19 protein-coding genes are annotated in these 21,460 nt (G+C 59.5%); 9 read left to right on the top strand and 10 right to left on the bottom strand.

Going from position 1 to position 21,460, the window contains the following annotated elements; genetic code table 11:
* Positions 1 to 37: 37 nt before the first annotated feature.
* On the bottom strand, positions 38 to 652 hold the full coding sequence (locus tag NMA58_RS12455) for a 3'-5' exonuclease (RefSeq protein ID WP_430958442.1): 615 nt from the start codon (positions 650 to 652) through the stop codon (positions 38 to 40).
* A 124-nt stretch (positions 653 to 776) separates the two neighbouring features.
* Between NMA58_RS12455 and NMA58_RS12450 the strand changes: the two genes are divergently transcribed.
* Positions 777 to 1,613: an aminoglycoside phosphotransferase family protein gene (locus NMA58_RS12450; protein WP_434710291.1), complete on the top strand. Its 837-nt coding sequence runs from the start codon at positions 777 to 779 to the stop codon at positions 1,611 to 1,613.
* Here NMA58_RS12450 and NMA58_RS12445 read toward each other — a convergent pair.
* On the bottom strand, positions 1,568 to 1,954 hold the full coding sequence (locus tag NMA58_RS12445; RefSeq protein ID WP_430958444.1) for a cupin domain-containing protein: 387 nt from the start codon (positions 1,952 to 1,954) through the stop codon (positions 1,568 to 1,570). The two genes, NMA58_RS12450 and NMA58_RS12445, sit on opposite strands and share 46 nt — an antisense overlap.
* 120 nt (positions 1,955 to 2,074) lie before the next feature.
* Positions 2,075 to 2,341: a DUF2277 domain-containing protein gene (locus NMA58_RS12440; protein ID WP_434713415.1), complete on the bottom strand. Its 267-nt coding sequence runs from the start codon at positions 2,339 to 2,341 to the stop codon at positions 2,075 to 2,077.
* A gap of 226 nt (positions 2,342 to 2,567) precedes the next feature.
* Between NMA58_RS12440 and NMA58_RS12435 the strand changes: the two genes are divergently transcribed.
* Positions 2,568 to 2,945 carry a DUF5071 domain-containing protein gene (locus NMA58_RS12435; RefSeq protein ID WP_064705430.1) on the top strand — a complete coding sequence of 126 codons (378 nt, stop codon included), beginning with the start codon at positions 2,568 to 2,570 and terminating at the stop codon, positions 2,943 to 2,945.
* 297 nt (positions 2,946 to 3,242) lie between these two features.
* Here NMA58_RS12435 and NMA58_RS12430 read toward each other — a convergent pair whose 3' ends face one another.
* On the bottom strand, positions 3,243 to 4,454 hold the full coding sequence (locus NMA58_RS12430; RefSeq protein ID WP_434710288.1) for an ROK family protein: 1,212 nt from the start codon (positions 4,452 to 4,454) through the stop codon (positions 3,243 to 3,245).
* 204 nt (positions 4,455 to 4,658) lie between these two features.
* Here NMA58_RS12430 and NMA58_RS12425 point away from each other — a divergent pair, with 204 nt between their 5' ends.
* From NMA58_RS12425 to NMA58_RS12405, 5 genes are all read left to right on the top strand, one after another.
* Positions 4,659 to 5,933 (top strand): ABC transporter substrate-binding protein, encoded by a 1,275-nt coding sequence (locus NMA58_RS12425; RefSeq protein WP_434710286.1) that lies wholly within the window; start codon positions 4,659 to 4,661, stop codon positions 5,931 to 5,933.
* Between the two features lie 171 nt (positions 5,934 to 6,104).
* On the top strand, positions 6,105 to 6,989 hold the full coding sequence (locus tag NMA58_RS12420; protein WP_434710284.1) for a carbohydrate ABC transporter permease: 885 nt from the start codon (positions 6,105 to 6,107) through the stop codon (positions 6,987 to 6,989).
* Positions 6,989 to 7,840, top strand: coding sequence for a carbohydrate ABC transporter permease (locus NMA58_RS12415; RefSeq protein ID WP_434710282.1), 852 nt, complete (start codon positions 6,989 to 6,991; stop codon positions 7,838 to 7,840). The genes NMA58_RS12420 and NMA58_RS12415 overlap by 1 nt, the downstream gene beginning before the upstream one ends.
* A gap of 37 nt (positions 7,841 to 7,877) precedes the next feature.
* Positions 7,878 to 9,023, top strand: coding sequence for an ABC transporter ATP-binding protein (locus NMA58_RS12410; protein WP_434710281.1), 1,146 nt, complete (start codon positions 7,878 to 7,880; stop codon positions 9,021 to 9,023).
* A 17-nt stretch (positions 9,024 to 9,040) separates the two neighbouring features.
* The gene (locus NMA58_RS12405; RefSeq protein ID WP_434710279.1) at positions 9,041 to 11,173 is read left to right on the top strand and encodes a beta-galactosidase; all 2,133 of its coding nucleotides are present in this window, start codon (positions 9,041 to 9,043) and stop codon (positions 11,171 to 11,173) included.
* 181 nt (positions 11,174 to 11,354) lie between these two features.
* Here NMA58_RS12405 and NMA58_RS12400 read toward each other — a convergent pair whose 3' ends face one another.
* The 4 genes from NMA58_RS12400 to NMA58_RS12385 all read right to left on the bottom strand — a co-directional run bounded on the left by NMA58_RS12400 (position 11,355) and on the right by NMA58_RS12385 (position 17,454).
* Positions 11,355 to 15,389, bottom strand: coding sequence for an NACHT domain-containing protein (locus NMA58_RS12400; protein WP_434710277.1), 4,035 nt, complete (start codon positions 15,387 to 15,389; stop codon positions 11,355 to 11,357).
* Positions 15,390 to 15,847: 458 nt separating this feature from the next.
* A complete protein-coding gene (locus NMA58_RS12395; protein ID WP_434710275.1) occupies positions 15,848 to 16,450 on the bottom strand; it encodes a hypothetical protein in 603 nt (200 codons plus the stop codon).
* Positions 16,451 to 16,520: 70 nt separating this feature from the next.
* On the bottom strand, positions 16,521 to 16,970 hold the full coding sequence (locus NMA58_RS12390) for a DUF6130 family protein (RefSeq protein WP_434710273.1): 450 nt from the start codon (positions 16,968 to 16,970) through the stop codon (positions 16,521 to 16,523).
* Positions 16,971 to 17,043: 73 nt separating this feature from the next.
* On the bottom strand, positions 17,044 to 17,454 hold the full coding sequence (locus tag NMA58_RS12385; RefSeq protein ID WP_221105260.1) for an organic hydroperoxide resistance protein: 411 nt from the start codon (positions 17,452 to 17,454) through the stop codon (positions 17,044 to 17,046).
* Positions 17,455 to 17,861: 407 nt separating this feature from the next.
* On the opposite strand from NMA58_RS12385, the gene NMA58_RS12380 reads away from it, so the two are divergent.
* On the top strand, positions 17,862 to 18,083 hold the full coding sequence (locus tag NMA58_RS12380) for a DUF2798 domain-containing protein (protein ID WP_430958457.1): 222 nt from the start codon (positions 17,862 to 17,864) through the stop codon (positions 18,081 to 18,083).
* A 93-nt stretch (positions 18,084 to 18,176) separates the two neighbouring features.
* Here NMA58_RS12380 and NMA58_RS12375 read toward each other — a convergent pair whose 3' ends face one another.
* On the bottom strand, positions 18,177 to 19,091 hold the full coding sequence (locus NMA58_RS12375) for a LysR family transcriptional regulator (RefSeq protein WP_434710270.1): 915 nt from the start codon (positions 19,089 to 19,091) through the stop codon (positions 18,177 to 18,179).
* 315 nt (positions 19,092 to 19,406) lie between these two features.
* Here NMA58_RS12375 and NMA58_RS12370 point away from each other — a divergent pair, with 315 nt between their 5' ends.
* Entirely contained in the window at positions 19,407 to 20,375 is a 969-nt protein-coding gene (locus NMA58_RS12370; RefSeq protein ID WP_430958478.1) for an EamA/RhaT family transporter, read from the top strand.
* Between the two features lie 332 nt (positions 20,376 to 20,707).
* Here NMA58_RS12370 and NMA58_RS12365 read toward each other — a convergent pair whose 3' ends face one another.
* Positions 20,708 to 21,352: a hypothetical protein gene (locus NMA58_RS12365; protein ID WP_434713414.1), complete on the bottom strand. Its 645-nt coding sequence runs from the start codon at positions 21,350 to 21,352 to the stop codon at positions 20,708 to 20,710.
* Positions 21,353 to 21,460: the final 108 nt, after the last annotated feature.

The following is a 21,460-nucleotide window of genomic DNA, read 5'->3' as shown; positions in this document are numbered from 1 at the left end:
TTTGGCCGGGCGCTGCTTCGAAGCGTGATTTCTTCCGTCAGAGCCGGTCGAAAACCTCGGGCTGCAATTTGCCGATCCTCATCAGATGCTGCAGCACGTATGTCACGGAAAGAGCGTCGTCGAGCCCGTCATGCGCCCGCAACGGAGGATGGTCGACGCCGTAATAGTCGGCGAGCCTGTTGCTCGGCGTCCTTGCCAGATCTTCGATCGGCATTCCCGCTGCAAGGAGAAGCTTGACGGCGTTGTCGAAGCGGCCGGCCGGAATGGGCGGCTGAATGCCGGCTACATAGCAGCTGATAGCCACCAAGTTCATCTCATCCTTGCCCCAGGACCAGAACCGGGCGCCACCCGAGAAGCTGTCGACGGCCGCAAGCGCTTCCTGCAAGGCGACGCCATGAGCGTCGATATCCTGCTCGGTAATGTCCGTGAGATTGGTAAAGTAAGGATCGAGCGGATATCTTCTGCCGAAGCGGTCAACGGCCTTGATGTAGGACTTGTGCGTATCGAGGATCGGATATTCGCCTTCGAGACCGAGCTTCACGGCGCCGATCTGGGCGATGACGGGATCGGGATCATGCGCCGCGCACCAGAACCTGCGCTGCGAGCCTTCGACGCAAAGAAATTCACAATCGAATATGATGGCGGTCTTCATCGTCGATTCTGCTGAAACAAAAAGCGAGCTGAGGCTCGCGGACGCTACCTCATCCTGTTCACTCGTGGCAATCTCCGGACGCGGTATTTTCTGCAAGTTGCATCGAATTGAGAGCGGAGCACCAATGATGGAAATCGGCCGGCTGCTTGGCTCCGGCAAGGAGGCCGAAGTCTTCGAATACGGGGCGCTGGCGCTCAAACTCTATCGGCACCCCGCCTCGAAGGCGTCGGCGTTCCGCGAAGGGGCGAACCTTGCGATGGTCGAGAGGCTTTCGCTGCCGGCGCCGAAGGTTCATGCGGTCGGCGAGTTCGAAGGGCGCTGGGGCGTGGTGATGGAGCGGGCGCCGGCCTCGTGTTTTGCCGACCGGCTCGTCTCGACGGCAGGAGACGCTGCGTTCGGCGAAATGGCGCAGCTGCATTGCAGCATCCACAGCCAGCCGGGTGAAGGGCTGCCCTCCCTCTTGGCGCGTCTCTCGGCCAGGATCCGGTGGGCGGAGGGACTGGATGCCGCGTCGAGAAAGCGGCTGCTGTCGGCGCTCGATTCCCTTCCCGACGGCGATAGGGTCTGCCATGGCGATTTCCACCCGTGGAATATTCACGGATCAGGGCGGGGCGCGATGGTTGTCGATTGGCTCGACGCCTGCTCCGGCAATCCTCTGGCTGATGTCTGCCGAAGCTACGTGCTGCTGCGAAATGCCATGCCGATCGAGCAATGGCCTATGTCGAGGCCTATGCCTCCGCCACCGGTGCAGAGGTCCGTGCCATCCTGGCGTGGCTTCCTGCGATCGCCGCCGCTCGCCTGGCGGAAGGGGTGGCGAAGGAGAATGACGAGCTGCTGCGGTTGGCGGAACTCCGGCACTATCCTTAGAACGACACGAGGGGCGGGCGGATTTCAAGTGCCTGTCTCAATCGGACGTCATTTGGCGGGAACGACGAGCGCCTCATCCTTGCGAACGATATAGGTCGCCAGTTCCGAAGCCCTGCCGCTGCCGACGTTCCTTGCCGAGTGCACCACGCCGGAGGGTATGAACAGCGACTGACCGGCCCTGAGTGTCACCGGCTCCCTGCCTTCGAGCTTGTATTCCAGCGTGCCCTCGAGCACGAAGGCGACCTCTTCGCCGGGATGCGAGTGGTTCGGTGCGAGCACGCCCGGAGCGATATCGACGCGCACCTGGACGACTTCGTGGCCCGGCACGTCGATATCGTTCTTGATGAGGTCGGTGCGCTCTATCGGCTGCTCCGCATGCGCTGCCGCCGCGCCGCCGAGAGCAAGGGCGAGTACCATGGCCTGGATCGTTTTCATTGTGTCATCCTTCCTGAATTGGTCGGTCCCGGCTCGTTGGCCGCGACGCCATTTCAGTCGATGATTGAACCAGGCATGTGTCGGGAAACATACCTTTTTGTAAGCTTGTGTATCTGCGAGTTACGCGAACCGCATCGCGGACCTCGCGCGCGCCTTCGCGGCCACTTCCTCGCGATCGCGAGGCGGTTGCGACGTCTCCATTGAATCGAGCAGTTCGCGGGCGCAGGCAGCGATCGAACTGACCGCGCGCTCGAACGCGGCCTCATTGGGCTTCGACGGTTTGGTCGTTCCGCTGAGCTTGCGCACGAACTGCAGCGCGGCATCGTGAATCTCTTCGTCCGTCGCCGGCGGATCGAAGTTGAACAGAGGTTTTATGTTTCGGCACATGGCTTGCTCACGTGATTTATCTTTGCCACTAGGGGAGCGGCCTTGTGTGAAAGGTAGTCGCGTGAGCGCGAAATGCAACTGCCCCAGGGGGAAGCTGCGCCCTGAACGCGTTCAGGGGATCAGCGAGCGGAAGCCGATGATTGGAGCTAGCGATGCCTTGGGAAACCTGTATTTTTTTGCAAGCGTATGTCTCTGCGGCGCGGCCGCTTGATGTTAGAAAGAGGTAATGGATATCAAAAGCCTCGTACCTCGTGACAAACATGATCTTGCGGCAGTCTCGGCCGTCGAGAAGGCGGGCTATCCTGCGGTGGCGTCAATTCTCGATGATCTGCTGGGATGGACCGCTGACGGCAATTGGCCGGTCGCTGGACCGCTTGCGCGGTTTCTGGCATCGCTTGGCGACCCCATCGTCGAGCCTGTCATGCGTGTACTTGCAGGAAACGACTCCACCTGGAAGTATTTTTGTCTGGATCTGATTATTCGCCATCTTCCTGCTGATTGTATTGGCAGGCTGTACGAGGTGCTCTATCAGCTATCAATCAATCCGAATGACGATGATCGCGCCGAGGGCGTGGATGCGGTCGCGCGAGAAGTGCTGGCATAATTTCTTGATTGCGAGAGTGATTGTCTCCTGATCTTATCGATGCCGATGGAATAGCCTGTTTCGTTGTGCCGTGCCGTACCCCCCTCTGGCCTGCCGGCCATCTCCCCCACAAGGGTGGAGATCGGCTGGGCGTGATGGCTGCCCCAAACTACGAACGTATAGCTGCTGCACCACGGTGCGAGCGATGATCCAACCTCTTGCCGATCTGCCTCCTTGTGGGGGAGATGCCCGGCAGGGCAGAGGGGGGTGCGCGGCACGGCTTGCCCGGCAAGGGCGATCCCGCAGCTCCCTCGTATTTCAAGCCGCCGAAGTCGAACCTCTCACGTCGAGCGTCGCAATATCCGTCACACCCCCCGACGACTCGAAATCGAAGATCTTCTGCGTCACCAGCGCCGCCGCTCCTCTTGCCCAGGAATTGTCCTCCCAGTCTGGCAGGAGCGGCGGTGCGGTGCGGAAGGTGCGGGCGGCAAGCGCTTCGCGCAGGGGCGTGAGGAAGGGGTCTCCGAGCGAGATGGCTTCGCCGCCGGCGACGATGACTTCGGGGTCGGTGATGTTGACGAGGTTGGCGAGTGCGGTGCCGATGCCGCGGCCGGAATCGGCGACGAGGACGGTGGCGGTGGCGTCGCCTGAGGCGAGGGCTTCGCGGAGTTCGGGGAGGCCGAGCTCGCCGCCGCCGCCGGTCGCTTCACGCCAGCGGCGCAGCATCGAGAGTTCGGAATGATAGGCCATCAGGCAGCCGCGCTTGCCGCATTCGCAGAGGCGGCCGTTCTCCTCGAACAGGGTGTGGCCGAATTTGCCGGCCGCGCCATTGGCGCCGCGGTAGAGCTTGCCGTCGATAACAAGCGCGCAGCTGATGCCGACGCCGACGGCGAGTACCGCCATGTTGCGGTGCTGACGGCCGAGGCCGAAGAGCTGCTGGGCGATGGCGTAGGCGTTGGTGTCGTCCTCCAGCCAGACGGGCACATGGACGCGGCTTGCGACCAGCGCGGCCAGCGGAACGTTGTCCCATTTGAAGCGGTGGCTGCGCACGCAGGCTGTTTGTTCGTGGTTGATGACGCCGGGCATGGAGATGCCGATGCCGGCGAGCTTGGCCTTCGGCCGGCCGGCGAGCTTCACCAGCTCGGGAACCGTGCTCGCCAGGAGATCGGCGACATAATCAGGATCGTGACCATCAAGGGTGATGCGCATGGCGGCGACGGGATTGGTGGCGAGATCGGTTGCCACGCATTCCACTGAATCCACCATTAGCTTGAAGCCGAGCGCGAGCGAGTGCTCGTAATTGATCTCGACGGGGATCGGCCGGCGGCCGGCGGGGCCTGGCACTGCCTTGCCCTCGGCGACGATGCCTTCTTCCAGGAGATCTGCCACGACGAAGGTGACGGCGGCGGGGCTCAAGCCGATGACGGTCGCGATATCGGCGCGGCTCCTCGGCCCTTCGCGGCGAAGAAGGTTGAGGATGAGGCGTCGGTTCATGGCTCTCGCCGTGGTCTGGTCGCCTTTAAGCTTCACGATGCATTTCCTTAATTTTGTAAATTAATTATTGCGGGCTCGCACAATCTATGCATAAGTTCGGCCGCCGATCAACTGAAGCCGGCAGGATTTGCAGGCTGGAGGCCAGCACCGGATCGGCACGTTGAATGTCTGCGCGAACGCGCTTCAAGGAGGAGGCGGCTCGGGCCAGGCGGTGTTGATCGAGCAACCGGGAGGAATTCAATGGCATCTTCACAGCATTTTCCCTCAACTACCCGCAGAAGCTTTCTGAAAGGGGCGGGCGTGGTTTCGGCGGCGGCGGTCACGGGCAGTTTCCCGATCCCCGCGGTCGCGAAGGCGCAGGAAGTCACCATCATCTCATCTGAGAATAATGGCGCGGCACTCGATGCGCTGAAATCGATCGCGACGGGCTTCGGCAAGGAAGCCGGCGTCAACGTCGTCATCAACAATATGGACCACGAGGCGCACAAGACGGCGATCCGCAACTATCTCGTCGCCGGCGCGCCCGATGTCTGCTTCTGGTTCTCGGGCAACCGCATGCGCGCCTTCGTCAAGCGCGGGTTGTTCGACGATATTTCCGACCTTTTCGAGAAGGAAAAATACAAGGACGTGCTGGGTGCGACGGCCGGCGCCGTCACCGAAGACGGCAAGCAATACGGCCTTCCGACCGGCGGCACGCTCTGGGGCATGTTCTACCGCAAGGACGTGTTCGATCAATATGGGCTGACCGCGCCGAAGACGGCGGAAGAGTTCCTGGCCTATGGCGACAAGTGCAAGGCGGCAGGCATCACCCCGGTTGCGATCGGCACCAAGGAATTGTGGCCGGCGGCCGGCTGGTTCGATCAGATGAACCTTCGCATCAACGGGCTCGACAGGCACATGGCACTGATGAACGGTGAGATGAGCTATCTCGATCCGGCGCTGACGCCGGTCTTCGATCAATGGGAAGCGATGATATCAAAGGGCTTCTTCACGCCGAACCACACCTCCTTCGGCTGGCAGGAGGCCGCAGCGCTGCTGGCGCAGAAGAAGGCCGGCATGATGAACCTCGGCGCCTTCCTGCGCTCGGCCTTCACCGAGGCTGATCTGCCGCAGCTTGCCTACGCGACCTTCCCGGTGCTCGATCCCAAGATCGGCCATTTCGAGGAATTCTCGGTCAACTCAGTCCATATTCCCGCCAAGGCGAAGAACAAGCAGGGCGCGCGCGAGTTCCTCGCCTATTTCTACAAGCCGGAGAACCTGGCGGCTTATCTGGAGCCGGGCGGCAACGTGCCGCCGCGCAACGACCTGCCGGCGAGCAAGGACCCGCTCGTCAATGTCGCCGTGGAGACCATGAAGACGGTGCAGGGCGCCTCGCAATATTACGACCGCGACAGCGATCCGGACATGGCCCAGGCCGGCCTCGTCGGCTTCCAGGAATTCATGGCCAAGCCCGACCGGCGCAAGGCGATCCTGACGCGGCTCGAGGGGACGCGGAAGCGGATTTATAAGATCTGAAGGGCGGCTCGCGTACTCTGAAGCTGCCCCTCACCCTAACCCTCTCCCCCAGGTCGCGACTCAGTCCCTTCTCCCCGCGAGTGGGGAGAAGGTGGCGGCAGCCGGATGAGGGGCAGCCCGCAGCGGTCGATGAGGGCGAGCGGCGGTCCAGTCACAAACGAGGTTCTCAACATGCAGACATTATGGCGCCGCCAGCGGTGGTGGCTGACTCCGACTCTGCTCATCGCGCCGGCGATCGCGCTATTCTCCACCGTCATCCTGCTCTCGGCGGTGCGCAGCGTCTGGATCAGCTTTCACGAATGGGACGGCTTCGGGCCGATGGTGTGGATCGGGCTCGGCAATTACGTCGAGCTCTATAACGATCCGCAGTTCTACGTGTCGCTGAAGAACAATCTGATCTGGCTCGTCATGTTCATGGCAGCACCCCCGATCGGGCTCGCCATCGCACTCCTGGTCAACCAGAAAATCGCGGGCATGCGTTTCCTGAAGTCGCTGTTCTTCATTCCGCTGGTGCTGGCATCGGTCACGGTGGGCGTCGTCTTCACCTGGGTCTATACGCCGGAGTTCGGGCTGCTGGCGCTGATCTTCCGGGCCTTCGGGGCGGTGGCGCCGGCGGTGCTTTCCGATGAGCATTTCGTCACTTTCGCGATCGTCATCGCCGCACTCTGGCCGCAGATCACCTTCTGCATGGTGCTTTATCTCGCCGGCCTCAACAATCTGAGCGAAGAGCTGATCGGGGCGGGGCGCGTCGATGGGGCGAGGGGCTGGAACATGCTGCGCCACATCGTGCTGCCGCAGCTGACCCAGGTCACCTTCATCGCCATTGCGGTGACCGTCGTCGGCGCGCTGCGCTCCTTCGACATGATCTCGGTGATGACCGCGGGCGGGCCGTTCGGCTCCTCCTCGGTGCTCGCCTACCAGATGTACGAGCAGTCGATCTTCTCCTACCGCTTCGGCTACGGCGCGGCGATCGCCTCGGTGCTCTTCGTGATCATGGCCGTGTTCATCGCCTGGTATCTCACCCACATCATCCGCAGCGAAGAGAGGGGAGGCTGATGTATCCTCGTCCGATACCCGAAACCGCGATCTGGCAGCGCCGCTTCTATGTGTTCGCCGTCGTCGTCGTGCTCATCCTCTGGCTCTGCCCGCTCTTTGCGATCGTGCTGACCTCCTTCCGCTCGACGGCTGATGTGATGGGCGGCAATCTCTGGGGCTGGCCGACCGAGATCGGCGTCATCGACAATTACCGGGCGGTCTTCACCGACACGCCGATGGCGCGCTATTTCCTCAACAGCCTGATCATCACCATTCCCTCGGTCATCGGTGTGCTCGTCATGTCGACGCTCGCCGGCTTCGTGCTGTCGCGCTACCGCTTTCGCGGCAACATGCTGATCTTCGCGCTCTTCGTCGGCGGCAATTTCCTGCCGCACCAGATCATAATGATCCCGGTGCGCGACCTGATGGTGCGCCTCGACCTGATCGATACGACGGTGGCGCTGATCATCTTCCACGTCGCCTTCCAGACCGGGTTCGCCACGCTCTTCATGCGCAATTTCATCGCCGCGCTTCCGGACGAGCTGTTCCAGGCGGCCCGCGCCGAAGGGGCCTCGCCCTTCCAGACGCTCATCCATGTGGTGATCCCGCTGGTGCGGCCCGCACTTGCCGCGCTCGCCATCCTGATCTTCACCTTCGTCTGGAACGATTATTTCTGGGCCGTGGTGCTGACCGTCAGCGACAGCGTCAAGCCGGTGACGGCGGGCCTTGCCAATCTGCGCGGCGAATGGGTTTCGGCCTGGAACCTGGTTTCGGCGGGCACCATCGTCGTCGCAGTGCCGCCCGTCGTGATGTTCTTCCTGATGCAGCGGCATTTCATCGCCGGCCTCACCATGGGCGCGGTGAAGGGATGAGCCGGCGTCTTCCGTTTCAACAAGAGAGGGCCAGGATATGACCAGTCTCGAACTCCGTGCGATCAACAAGAACTACGGTTCCTATCATGCGCTGCGCGGCATCGATCTTTCCGTGGCGCAGGGCGAGTTCATCGTCATGGTCGGTCCGTCCGGCTGCGGCAAGTCCACGCTTTTGAAGAGCATCGCCGGGCTGGAGGCGATCTCCTCGGGCCAGATCCTCATCAACGGCCGCGATGTCAGCCGGCAGGAACCGGGCGATCGCGGCATCGCCATGGTGTTCCAGTCCTATGCGCTCTATCCGCATATGACGGTGGCGGAGAATATGGGCTTTGGCCTGCGCATGGCCAAGCGCCCGAAGGCCGAGATCGACGCGGCGGTCGCCCGCGCCGCCAGGATACTGCGCATCGACGACCAGCTCGACAAGCGGCCGAAGCAGCTTTCCGGCGGCCAGCGCCAGCGCGTGGCGATCGGCCGGGCGATCACCCGCTCGCCCGAGGTTTTTCTGTTCGACGAACCGCTGTCGAACCTCGATGCGGCGCTCCGCACCCAGATGCGCGTCGAACTGAGCAGCCTGCATGCCGAGCTCGGCGCCACCATGGTCTATGTCACCCACGACCAGGTGGAGGCGATGACCATGGCAAGCCGCATCGTCGTGCTGAACAAGGGCATCATCGAGCAGGTCGGCTCGCCGCTGGAGCTTTACCGCAACCCCGACAATCTTTTCGTCGCCGGCTTCCTCGGCGCGCCGAGAATGAATTTCCTCGGCGTCACCCTCGACGCTGTCTCCGGCCGCAGCGTGACCGTTTCCGCACCCGGCCTTGCGCCGCTGACGGTGGAGCTTGCCCAGCCCACGTCGCTTGCGAAAGGCGCGGGCTTGACGCTCGGCGTGCGGCCGGAGGCGATCTCCGTGGTCGCCGAGGGCAGCGAGGGCGGGGCCATCCATGGCGAAGTCCGCCTCGTCGAGCATCTCGGCCGCGAGACCATCCTCTATGTCGATGCCGGCAATCTCCGCACGATCGCGTCGGAAAGCGGCACCGGCAACATCACCGCGCAGCTCTCCTATGTCGCGCCCTTTGCCGTCGGGCAGAAGGTGGCGCTGAAGCTCGATGCGAACGAACTCTATCTCTTCTCCCCCGATGGCGGCCGCACGATCAGCGCCCGCAAGACCATCCTCGACAAGTAATCAGGAAAGAACCGCCCGTGTCCGACAAGACCCTCTCCGCATGGAACACCGTCCAGACCGACCGCTTTCTCGTCGGTGTGCCGCATTATCCCGAACATGTCGACGAAAGCTATTGGGAGCGGGATGCCGAGCGCATGGCGAAAGCCGGCTTCAATGTCGTGCGCATGGCCGAATTCGCCTGGCACATTCTTGAGCCGAAGCTCGGCACCTATGATTTCGATCTCTTCGACCGCGCCATAGCAATCCTCGGGCGCCACGGCATCGATACGATCATGTGCACGCCGACGGCGACACCGCCGCGCTGGCTGACGGCTGAACACCCTGAAATTTTAAGGGTGGACGGCAAGGGCCGGCCGATGAGCCACGGCTCGCGCCAGCACTGCGATACGGCAAGCCCGGTCTTTCGCGAGCACAGCAAGCGCATCACTCGGGCGATGGCCGAGCACTATCGCGACAATCCCTTCGTCGTCGGCTGGCAGACCGACAATGAGCTGAACACCAGCATGCCGGAGAGCTTTTCCCAAGCGACGCTCAGCGAATTCCAGGTCTTCCTCGCCGATAAATACCGCGAGATATCAAAGCTCAACGCCGCCTGGGGCGGCGATTTCTGGGCGACGGCCTATGACAGTTTCGATCAGGTGGTGCTGCCGATCGAATTCGGCCCGACCTTCCCGAGCCCCGGCCATCTGCAGGATTATCACCGCTTCCTCGCCTTCTCCACGGCGCGCTTCCAGCACGATCAGGTCGAGATCCTCAGGGAGGTGAAATCCTCCTGGTTCGTCTTCCACAACCTCGGCGGCCTCCGGGATATCGATTTCCGCGGCCAGTTCAGCAAGGATCTCGATTTCGTCGGCTACGACATCTATCCGATGCTCTATGACGAGTTCATGCGGCTCGGCAACCACGCCAAGGTGCAGGCGCTGCATCTCGATATCTGCCGCGGCTTTTCCGGCAATTACATCGTGCCCGAGCAGCAATCGGGCTTCGGCAGCCAGCCGGGCTTCTGCACGCTGACGCCGGAGCCGGGCGAACTGCGCCGCATGGCGCTCTCCTCGGTCGCGCACGGCGCCGACGGCCTGATGTTCTTCCGCTGGCGGCCCGCTCATTTCGGCGCCGAGATCTATTGGATGGGCATCATCGACCATGACGATATCGGCCGCCACCGCTATGAGGAGGCGACGCGCTTCGCGACCGAGATGACGGCGCTCAAAGACAAGATCCTCGGCACCTATGTGCGCATGGATGTCGGCATCGCCGGCTCCGATTTCGACAATCAGGAAGCCCACAAGACCTATCCGATCGGCCTGCCGAGCCCGCAGGACGATGCGATCCTGCTGCATCAGCATTGTTATGACAGGGGCATCGCCTGCGGCTTCATCCACCCCGAGGACGATCTTTCCAGGCTGAAGCTCTTCTATGTGCCCCATTGGGTGATGTGGAAGGACGAATGGACGGCGAGGCTCGAAGCCTTCGCCGCATCCGGCGGCACCGTCGTCATCGGCGCGCGCACCGGCACCCGCAATGAGGACAACCACGTCATCCGCGAAACCGCGCCCGGCACCGCGCTTTCCAAGCTGACGGGCGTGCGCGTCGAAGATTTCGGCCGCTTGGCCGCCCCCGGCGCCAACGGTCTCTTCGACGTGATGGAGCGCTCCGGCGGCCTCGTCATCCCGCCGAACAAACCGGCCGAAAGCCACCGCCGCGTCCGCCGCTTCAAGATCGGCAACCGCGAAATGGCCGCCGGCCATTTCTACGAAAACCTCACCATCGCCCCCGACGTCGAAGTGATCGCCGCCTGGTCCAACCGCTACGCCGAAGGCCAGCCGATGGCGACCTCCCGCAAGGTCGGCAAGGGGCAGGTGGTCTATCTCGGGACGTATCTCACCCCGGAGCTGACGGAAGCGCTGACGGAACGGCTGTTTGCGCCGGCCGGCATTGAGCCGTTGGTGGGCGGGTTGCCGGAGGGCGTGGAGGTGACGATGCGGATGAATGAGGTGAGGCGGCTGCTGTTTGTGCAGAATTATATGGATCAGGCGGTGACGGTGGGGGGCGTGCCGGCCGGGCGGGACCTGCTGGATGGGGAGAAGCTGGTGGCGGGGAGGCTGGAGCTTGAGGGGTATGGGTGTGCGATTGTGGAGTTGGATGGCTGAGGAGGAGATGAAGGGAGATGAAGGGAGATGAAGGGAGATGAAGGGAGATGAAGGAAGTCCGCGCGTCCTATGACAGGGTGCGGGGACGCCGGGCAACACGGCCTATAATACCAGTCAACGGCACCTGCCAAATCGTAGGCCCGGCCTCGCTGTATTTGCCGCATGCATTTGCCATTCACTCTCAAGGAGTGCCTGACGCACTGTGTAACGGCGTTGAAGCAGGTTTTGATACATCGAAAACGACTACGTCGATCCTCGATTGCTCTCCTTCACCCAAACTCTCAACGAGCATTGTTTGGAGCTCAGACGGATTGACGGGGGGAGATTTTCCGTCTGGTCTCTTTGGCAAATTCTTACCGCTTACCCGACCAAACCAGAGGACGAGATAGATGCCGCGTCCACCTGTGCGCCAGTCTCGAGCATATTTTTCATTTAGCTGAGTTCTTGACGCGCTCCAAACTTCCGAATGCCATTGCCCCTTGATTTCGATCGGTAATCCTTGTCCAAGTATGGTTGCATAAATATCGACGCGATTGTGATCAGGCATCGGAAGTTCCGGGAACAGCTCGACAGTTCCTGGAAGACGTGGTCTCAATAAATCCAACAATCTATCGCGACATGTGTTCTCGATTTTAGGCCGATTAATCTCCCAGAACGCTTCCCAACCTTCAGTGTCAGCGTTCGCAACGTACCGCTGGAGATCATCAAGATGATCCAAGATCAAGGCTTGCAAGTCTTTCACGCTTGAAGGTTCGGCATTCGCGAGGATCTTGGCAACTGCTTCGAGCGTTGGTGGCGTGTACTCTTGATCTCTCCGGTTTCGCCGCTGGTTAAAAATGACGTGTCTTACTTGCGGTAAATAGCTGGTGTCACCAATCGACGAGGAAAGACGCTCCAGCGCTTCGGTACCTGCCGCCGTGCGATCTGCACCGAGCGCATTGATACAATACGAGATAAACTCGCTAGCGTCCCAAGGATTTTGGTCTCCACTCCAGCTGCCGCTTGGATGGCTTACTAACGGCCAAAGCGGGGCGAACCTTTCAACAATGGCTTCGTAACGATCGGCGGTGAGTGTCAAGTTTCCGACATCAGTCCTGTCGGGTAGCATGATACTTCGGACCGACCAGATCATTTCGTTTGAGGGGCAGCCGCTTTCGCCCTTATGCGCAAGGGCAAAGGAGGCAATACAAAATGCCGTGGCCTTCCAAAGCCGTTGGCATTCTTCATCCAGCAAATGCAACTGATGAATACGCTGACAAGCGAGAGCCACCAACTCGGATTGATCACTTCGATGAAGCAAGAACTGAATCAATTCCAGCTGTGTGCTATACGATGCGTGCGGATAGTCTTTCAACCACTTAATTGCAAGCCTGGGCGAGAACAATAGAAACCGCTGATCTCTTAAGAGTCGGTATAGTCCAGAGACATGTTGTGTCCCTGACCTAAACTGGCTCTCCACTACTGTTATAACGAACTTCTCTGAGCGTTGGTCGTCTTCAAATACAACTTTCTCTAGGGCGATTTCGATGTCTTCGCCGAGCTTCGCGCCGTGAAATTCCGGCATATCCCACCAGATGCCTAAAACGGCGTCCACAACCCTTTCCGGGATATCAGCAAGCGTTCCGCAAGTTCTTATTACTTCAGCGACACCCGCCAGCATAACCGGCTCGATGGTCCAATTCTTATTTTCGTGGCGAATTGACCAGATTTGTTCCAAGTTGGGGAGATCATCGCGTTGTAACGCGGGAACAAACCCCAGTATCGCGCTGTTGGTCACTTCCTCGCCGACCCATTCCTTCAGCCTGGTAATAGGATCTGCGCTGCTATCAAGATCAGAGTATCGGTTGAGATAAGCATTCGCTAACGAAACCAACGCCCCGCTTTGGCCAATCGCTATTTGGTTTATATCTTTGACAAATTCAGCACGCTGCCTTCTAAAATTTGCCTGCCGCTTTTTCTCGTATTGTTCGCGGCGTTTTCTTTCCTCAGCTTCATAATCCCGAATTGGTGGTCTCGTGAACTCCTCATACGCGGAGGCGAGTTCTGGATGTTTCTCAACGCCAGCAGTTATTGCGCTCTTCAAGGCCTCATTGTCTCGACCCAATCGACTCACGGCGCGAACCAAGTCTGTCCAAAGCGTTACCTGATGAGCGTCAAGAGTTGCGGTTTGTGCGATCTCGCTGAGAAAATATGTAGCGTCCTCAATCGTTATACTGAGACCCGGAAGCGCACGCGGCAGTTCGTGCACAATTGCCATCCATGGACCGCCGTCAATGGCAGTGTCGTAAAGAGCTATTCGCTGGACCTCGCGCCGAAACAAATCGTTTTCCTGAAGATGACCTTTGATGCGCTCAATGCCTTCGTCAGACGACCCGCGTTGGCTTTCAATATGAGAAACCCATGACCAAAGCCGGGGCGGATCGATTGCAGGCCCATTGAGCGCAGACGCCAACAGCCGAAGTAAAGCAGATGTGAGGCTTCGTCCGGGATGCCAATATTGATCTCTTCTCTTCGCCGCGATTTTTGCCGCAATCACGTCGAGAATATCTTGTGCTAACTCTGGGGTAATCCGCTTGATAAGCAAATAGTCCATGCCAGCAACTCGCGCCTCGCGACGCTCTGACTCGTTAATGCCACACAAAGCGACTATGGTATTTGCAATAATGTTGGCAGAGAACCTAGCTGTTCCAGCAATTATTATGATATCTGCGACTAAGCGACTGTTCTCATATTTCCCATTAGACAGTAAGTTTTCTACAATACTTTGCCAGTCAATGATAACGTCGGCCTTTGCCAAGGCCTCCGCTGCCGCGCTACGCTCTGCATAGGGAGCCTTGGAGTTTCGTATCAATTCAAGCAGTTCCGGAACGACGTCGTTTGTTAATGTCGACCCGATAAGTGATGCCAAAATGAGTGCTGAGAGTTGCACATGCCGCTGAGGGCCGGTGATCAGCGCGATGATTTCAGACTTTAGCTCGGCCCTTGCAAGCCCTGCCACGGATCGAACACTCCAATCCTCGCTCCGAAAATATGGATCATCGTCCGCCAGTTTTGTCAGCGCTTGTAACAGATGTCGCGCACTTTGGGCGCTAAGGCTGGATGTGTCTCCGTATCGAAGGAAGCCATAGGGGTCAGCATCAATGCATCGCTCGCGAACCTTTGGTGAAAAATGTCCGAGCCAAGCATGAAGGCCTCTTAATGCGGACGGTACACCTCCGTTCACTTCGATCAGGCGGAAAAGTCGTCGCTCAGACAGCTTAGAATCAAGTTTCTGGCTGAGCCAGCGCGCGGCAAGATGTTCAGCGATAACGCGGTGAATTGGAACTAGCTGATCTTCCGCTTCCGGTCGAAACAAGCGGGTTTTGGTAACTGTCTCAATGTCAGCGTATGGGCTTACATCATTAAGCTCCGCCAAGGGCACGAAGCCTTCCGGAGCCTTTCTGCGGTTGCCAATTGCTATTCCAACCGCTCCAGTCAAAAGCAGATGTGCGAATGTACAGCCTGCGACCTGTAGAAGCTTTTCCGTCGACAACTGTGCTTGACGCGATAGATCGTGTGCCGGATTCTCTTCGTCGGTAAGAAGTTCTGTTGCGCGCTTCAATAGCTCAGTCTTTGTACGTGGAAGACCATCATCTTTTAGCCAGACTTCGGCTAAGAGCCGCAATGTGAGGGGGTTTCCACCGAGGTCGTCCAGTCCTTGCAATCGGATGGCCGACAGCAATTGGTCGGCTGCAATTCCAGCATCATAACTGACAAGAAATGCGGTTGCCTGTTCACGATTGAAGGGTTGAATATGCACGGAAACCGGCATGACGCCGTAATCTTGCGAAAACTTCTGCCGATTCAATGTGCCAGTCCAGTCCGCTGCGCGGCAGGAGATGATAACGTTTGGATTCTTTAGTTTGCCGAGTGACGTGAGAACGCTGTCGATCGACGGTTCGGCGTTGGACGTTGGAACTTCATCCAGTCCATCAATAATCAGCGGAGCACCAGCCCGACCCTGATAGGCTGAAGGGTCAGCTGACCGACAAAATGTTCCCGCGGCAACTCGCTGTGCTCCGAATGTCTTTTCAAGCTGCTTTGTCAGCTCGGTTTTGCCAATCCCTGGTTCTCCGAGAAGCACCACCACACGCCCCATAGTGCCAATATCGCCTTCCTCGACGATGCGTTCGTCCTTCGTTCCTTTTGCTACAATGAGGGTTCGTGGGATATACATCGATCGAACAGCCAATCTCTCTGGTTTGCTTCGATCAGTTAAGTACCGGTGAAGGTTTGAGTGCAATGATGCGAGATGTATTCCACATGTTTATCCACTGGTAGTAGGTGTTCCAACGTCACTTATGACACCGCACAAGACTACGATACCAACACATTCCCCATATACGTTAATCCAATAAACCCATCTCCCCCGCGCACAAGCAGCCCAATTTCCCAGTCTTGCAGACATTTTCTTCCCTCGCACATTCCTCCAGACTCCCCACCGTTTTTGACATAAATCAGTTGATCCAGCTGATTGAGTGGTGCAATCGGACTCTGCGAGCACTCCACTGTGAACGAAGCTGACATGGCCAAGCTCAACCGGATGGTCGCCATCGCCTCGCGATGACAAAGTGGCAGGCAGTGAGGGAGCGCCCAGCGGGCTTTCTGGCATGATAGAGGCGACACAATGTCCCCCTAGTTGCCCCAGCCGATTTGGAACCGATCAAATCGAACCTCGCTCAACGGCCGGTCGGAGGCGCTCAGTCTTACCGAACGAAGAACGAGATGAAGGTCGGGGGAATAGTATTGTTCGAAGATAATCGGCGGCAATTCCGTCAGTTTCAGACGGCTGTTGATGGCCCAGACTTTGTAGGAACAAGATGCAATCGTTTCCTCCCCCAAGCCGTCGAACCTGATAAAAGTCGTGCCCGAAACGGATTTTTTGCCATTGATGAAAAGCGTGGTGTCGGATTGCCAGTTCTTCTTCTGTGGCAGATCGTCCAACGCAATCGCATTCGCGTATTTCAGCTCATGCGTTCCGCTGGCACTCACTCTCTTTTCGACGAGCAAGGGGTGCAAATATACAGCCGACACCGGCTGCAGTGAACCGTCGCGCTCCATCAGCCGTTGTTCGGTGAGACCCGGGCCGTCCGGCTTGTAGAATACGGAATAAAAAGGCGCTTCTCTGGTCAACAGCACTCCCTGTTCGGCTTCTTTAGCGGTTAAGCAATCGCCAAAGGCTGGTACCGCCAATGTTATTCCAACCAGTAGCGACAAACTTCTTAGCAAGATCGACATCCCAGATTCCCTCATCCAAGTTCACTACAATGGTGCTTGGGTGAAATTGGGGAGATCGGAAAACAGACCTCTAATGTTGCGCACCGCCAACCGACGGTACGGTGAATTTCACAAGCTTTCCGCCCAGCACTTCGTGCACTGGTGTGGCGAGTTCGATGAGTACCTTGTGTTCGCCCGGCGGCAGGCCGGTGAGGACGATAGCGCCGGTGCCGCCTGCATCGGCCCACCGCCATGGCAGGTCGTCGATGCTGACATGAAGGTGCCCGGCGCGGGGCGAGACATCGGTCGCGCTGGCGCCGAAAACGGGCAGGATGCGAAAGTTCTCGGTTCGATAGGGAATGATGGCCACGCCTCTGGTGGCCAGTGGTTCTTCAAGGGGCTGATCCACGAAGAGCTCGGGCGCGGGTTCGTTCTTGATCGGAAGGAACTGCGTGGCCACCTCATGCGGCGTCTGCGCGTGGAGGGATGTGCCGGCGAACAGGAGAGCTGCCGTTGCGAGGGCTCTTGCGACCATGGTCATGACATAATCCTTTGTAGTCGCGCCTGTCGTGCCGGCATTGCCGGGACACCGGCGCGACGTTGAGTTGAGCCGATCAGGCGGCGTTGAGTTCGACGGCGATGTTGCCGCGCGTGGCTTTGGAGTAGGGGCAGAGCTGGTGAGCGCGCTCCACCAGGGACTTGGCGAGGTCAGTCTCGATGCCCGGCAGCTTCGCATTCAGCCGCGCCTGCAGGACATAGCCACCGTCATCGTTCGAGACGAGGTCGATCTCGGCATTGACGGCAGCATCGGCGGGCACGCGAAGCTGGCGTTCGGCAGCCGCTCGTCCGATCGCACCGAGGAAACAGGCGGACCAGGCGGCGGCGAAGAGCTGTTCGGGATTGGTGCCCGGAGCCGAAGAGCCGGGCGGGGAGAGTTTCACATCGAGGCGACCGTCTGACGTGCGGGACGCGCCGTCGCGTCCGCCGGTGGTGTTGGTGGTGCCGGTATAGATGACTTTCGACATTGGATGCTCCTTGTTCAATTTCAGCTGGTGAGACAGCGCAATGCTGTTTTGTTGGGCGCCGCCACGGCCCAGCAGGGTTCCGGGCGGCAATGACGGGAATATGAGCTCGGGGAAATCCATCCGGTAGCGAGCAGGAGTGAGAGCAAGCCTCTCGTTTTCGCTCAGTCTTGCATCAGGTTGCGAGAAGCCGGAGCGCTGTGGACGATGTGGAAAAGCAGCGCGTTGCGGGGGCATGTCGCTCCCATCCGCGGAGGATTGCCCGCCGTTCGGAACTTGCCGAACTCAAGAGGCTGCCTCTCAGGTTTTCCCGCTACCGCCGGTGCCGGCATTGCGCGATCTTCGAAGCGCTAACCGGGGTCGAGACCTGCCGAGGCGGTCTTGATCTCTCATCCAGTCAGGAGACAGACATGAACACGCTTTTCAAACGCAAGATCGCCTTCGCCCTGTCGATGGGCATCGTAACGACAGGGCTCATTTCTTTCACGCTGCTCGCGCTCAACCTGGGTTTTTCCGAGGGATTCGTGCTGACGTGGCTTCGCTCGTGGGGCATCGCCTATCTCATCGTCATTCCCGCCATCCTGCTGATCGGCCCACACCTTCAGGCGCAGGTCGACCGCATCGTCCGCTGACGAACTGAATCTCGGTGGCCGATGACAATGACCATGCTTGGCAATTATCGGCTTGGCCAGGATTGGGCGCGGACGGTCAGGGAAGGACGCGTTTCATTCCGGTGACGGCGCATCACCATAATTGCCGCAGGCCGTGCGAAGCCGCGGCAGAATCCAATCGATGAAGGCGCGCACTTTGAGGGCAAGCAGGCCCTGGCGGGAATAGACGATGTGGATCGGCTTGGGCCCGCCGTCATAATCCTTCAAGATCGGCACGAGCATGCCCGAAGACAGCTCCTCCGGAACTTGATAGTCGAAGAGGCGGGCGATCCCGGCTCCACTGCACGCGGCGGCGACGCAGTTGGCCGCGGTGTTCACCTCGATCCGGCTCCGTGGCATCGCCTCGACCGGCGTCCCGTCGATCTCGAAGCTCCAGAAGAAGGACCTGTCGTTGAACATGATGCCGTCGTGATCGGTGAGCTCGGTCGGATGCTGGGGAGTGCCATGCCGCTCCAGATAGGCCGGGCTTGCGCAGGTCAACAGGCGGAACTCGCCGGCCTTGACCGCATAGAGCGAACTGTCGGCCAACTCGCCAAGTCGGATGGCGACGTCGACCTGTTCGTTGATCAGATGAACAGAGCGGTCGAGGGACAAGAGGTTCAAGGTCACTTCAGGATGCTTGTTCATGAAATCGAGCGCGATCGGCAGAACGTAGCGGTGGCCAAACTCGATCGGCATCGTGATGGTCAGCAGTCCCCGCGGCGTCTGATATTCGCCTGACGCCCTGCGTTCGACCTCCTCGAGATCGGCAATGATCCTGCGAGCCGCATCGACATAATCGCGGCCAGCATCGGTGAGCTGCAGGTTGCGGCTTGTCCGGATGATGAGGTTTGCGCCGAGATATCGCTCCAGATCGGCAACCTTGCGGCTGACGCTCGGCAGCGGCGCGTTCAGCTTCCGGCTGCCTGCCGACAAGCTGCCGGCGTCAACCACCGCAAGCAGAACCCGCATCGCATCAAGCCGATCCATGACACCCCGACGACTGAAAGCCTCGATATTAAGGATATGAGAAATCGGTTCTGATGAACAGCAATGCCGCGAGCGCCACCTCATCATCACCCGGGCAGCCCCTTGTCGTTCAAACGTCTCGACGATGCGGAACCGCTTCACGATCCGGTGGATGCGCATCGAGAGGGTGGTTCTCATATTCAGCGGCTGCCGGCCCGGGCCTCTGGCCAGTACATTTCCCCATCCGATCAAGGATTTCGTTGACTGCCAATGGACACCGTCGGTGCCACGGAGATCAACGGCTCGGTGACGCAACTTCAAAAAGGGGTAATCGTCATGGACAGGTTCTTCTATGTTGGCGTGTCAGCCGCTCTGTTTGCTGCCTTTGCCTTTTCGCTCAACTTTATCGTGCCCTTCATCATCGGCGGCTATTCCACCTTTGATTTCGCCCTCATCCGTCATGTTGTCTCGGCGCTCGTCGGCCTTTACATCCTGTTTTCCGAAAAGGGTGTCCTGCGCCACCTCACGCTTGGCAACTGCCTGAATGCCATCTGGCTCGCTTTCATCGGATATGTCGGCTACTTCCTGACCGTGACGGGAGCGGCCGTCTTTGCCGGCCCGGTCATCGCTCCCGCCTTTCTCGGTCTGGTGCCGATCGTATTGATGGTCGTTGGTAACCAGCGTCAGGGGTCATTGCCGTGGCGCTCCCTCATGATCCCGCTGGCGCTGGTGCTGGCCGGCCTTGCTCTCGTCAATGGCACGGCATTCACGGCGGAAGGATTGGATTCTGTGCGCTCGTTGTGGATCGGCGTGCCGCTGTCGCTCGCAGCGGTGGGACTTTGGGTCTGGTTCGCGCTTGCAAATCAGGCTGCACTGGCGGCCCGACCGGAAATGCCCTCCGGTGTGTGGGCTGCGCTGATATTGGTCGGAGGTGGTATCCTGATGCTGGCCTTCTACCCCTTCGGTGCCGCGCTGGACCTCTTCCGGCTTCCAACGCTGGGATACGGTTGGAGTGCCGCCGGCAGCTTGTATATTTGGGGCGCTTCTTTCGCGCTGCTGGCAACCGTAGGCGGCGTCTGGGCCTGGAACATTGCGTCGCGGAGCCTGCCGGTTGCCTTGGCTGCGCAATTGATCGTCTCTGAAACGGCCTTCGGTGTGATCGGTGGACTTGTCGTGCATGCTCGTTGGCCGACCCCGATCGAAGGTGCCGGGATTGTCGTCCTGATCGCCGGCGTCGTTTTGTCCGTGCGGATTTTCTACGAACTCCAATTTGCGCCTGGAACAATATTGCTTGCGCAGGAGTGAGCCGCTGCACGCAAGGCAGGCGATTGCCGGCCCGCCCGCATCGCCCTTCGAGGCCCTTGCGGGGCTCCTCAGAGCGAGGCTCTCTGCGGCGTCAACGCCTGGGCGGAAGAGCAGGGCGGCAGGCCGCTCGCCGATTATGTCAAACAGGTCTTTGCCGATCTGAAAGCTGAGCTGGCCAAGGCATAAAGGCCAAAATGGAAGACTCGGGCCGCCGGGAAAATTGACAAAAAAATAGAGCATTTCCGGACGCAAACAGAAACGGAAATGCTCTCCTAGTTCGGTGCGAATTAATACCAGTGTCGGCTTCGCACCTCTCACATCTCGCCAGGTGGCTATTCGTCTGGCGCCGCCGACGCGGCGTTTTCCAGCGAGGTGCGGATCTGATCAATCTTGCCGTCGGCATCGCCAACCCCGAGAATGGTCTTGGCTTCATCCAGGACCGCCGGGCTGACCTCACCGGTTTTCGTTGCGGAAGCCAACGCGTCCTCCAGCGCCTGATCGCCCAGCAGGGGATCGTCGGCCGCAGGCTCGATACCGTTGTCGATTTCATACTGGGCATAAGCCACGGCGTAAGCCGAGATGGCAGTCATGCGTGGATCCGATGTATTCATCAGCGCCCGATAGTTCCGCTTCAAGGAATTCAGGCCCGCAAGCTGCGCCGACAGGTTCTTCTCCTTGGTGCTGGTGGCTGCGGTGTCTGACTTGCCCGATTTGGACTTGCCCGATGCCTCGGACGATTTGCCTCTCACGGCTGATGAGTTGGAATTGCCGTGGTTTGAACCGCTGTTGTGGCCGCCACCGTTTCCGTGGCCACCGCCGTTACCGCCGCCGTTACCGCCGCCGTTGCCACCACCATTGCCGCCGCCGTTCCCGCCGTCCTTTGCCAATGCGCTCATGTCGAGCCCCGCAATCGTTGCCGGGCTTGCTGCAAGCGTCAGCGAAAGCACGGCCAGGGACGCTAAAGTTGTTATCCGCATCGTTTCCTCCAATGAGACCAGATGCCGTGCAACTGCACGACGAGATCTGACTTGGAAGATAGATTGCTATCGCGCTCTGCACATCGGACGGAGGTCTGGCGAAGGGCC

The sequence above is a fragment of the Rhizobium sp. YTUHZ045 genome, from assembly GCF_051124255.1.
Classification (GTDB): Bacteria; Pseudomonadota; Alphaproteobacteria; order Rhizobiales; family Rhizobiaceae; genus Rhizobium.
The sequence above is the reverse complement of the archived record's forward strand: the minus strand, read 5'-3'. Positions and strand labels throughout refer to the sequence as shown.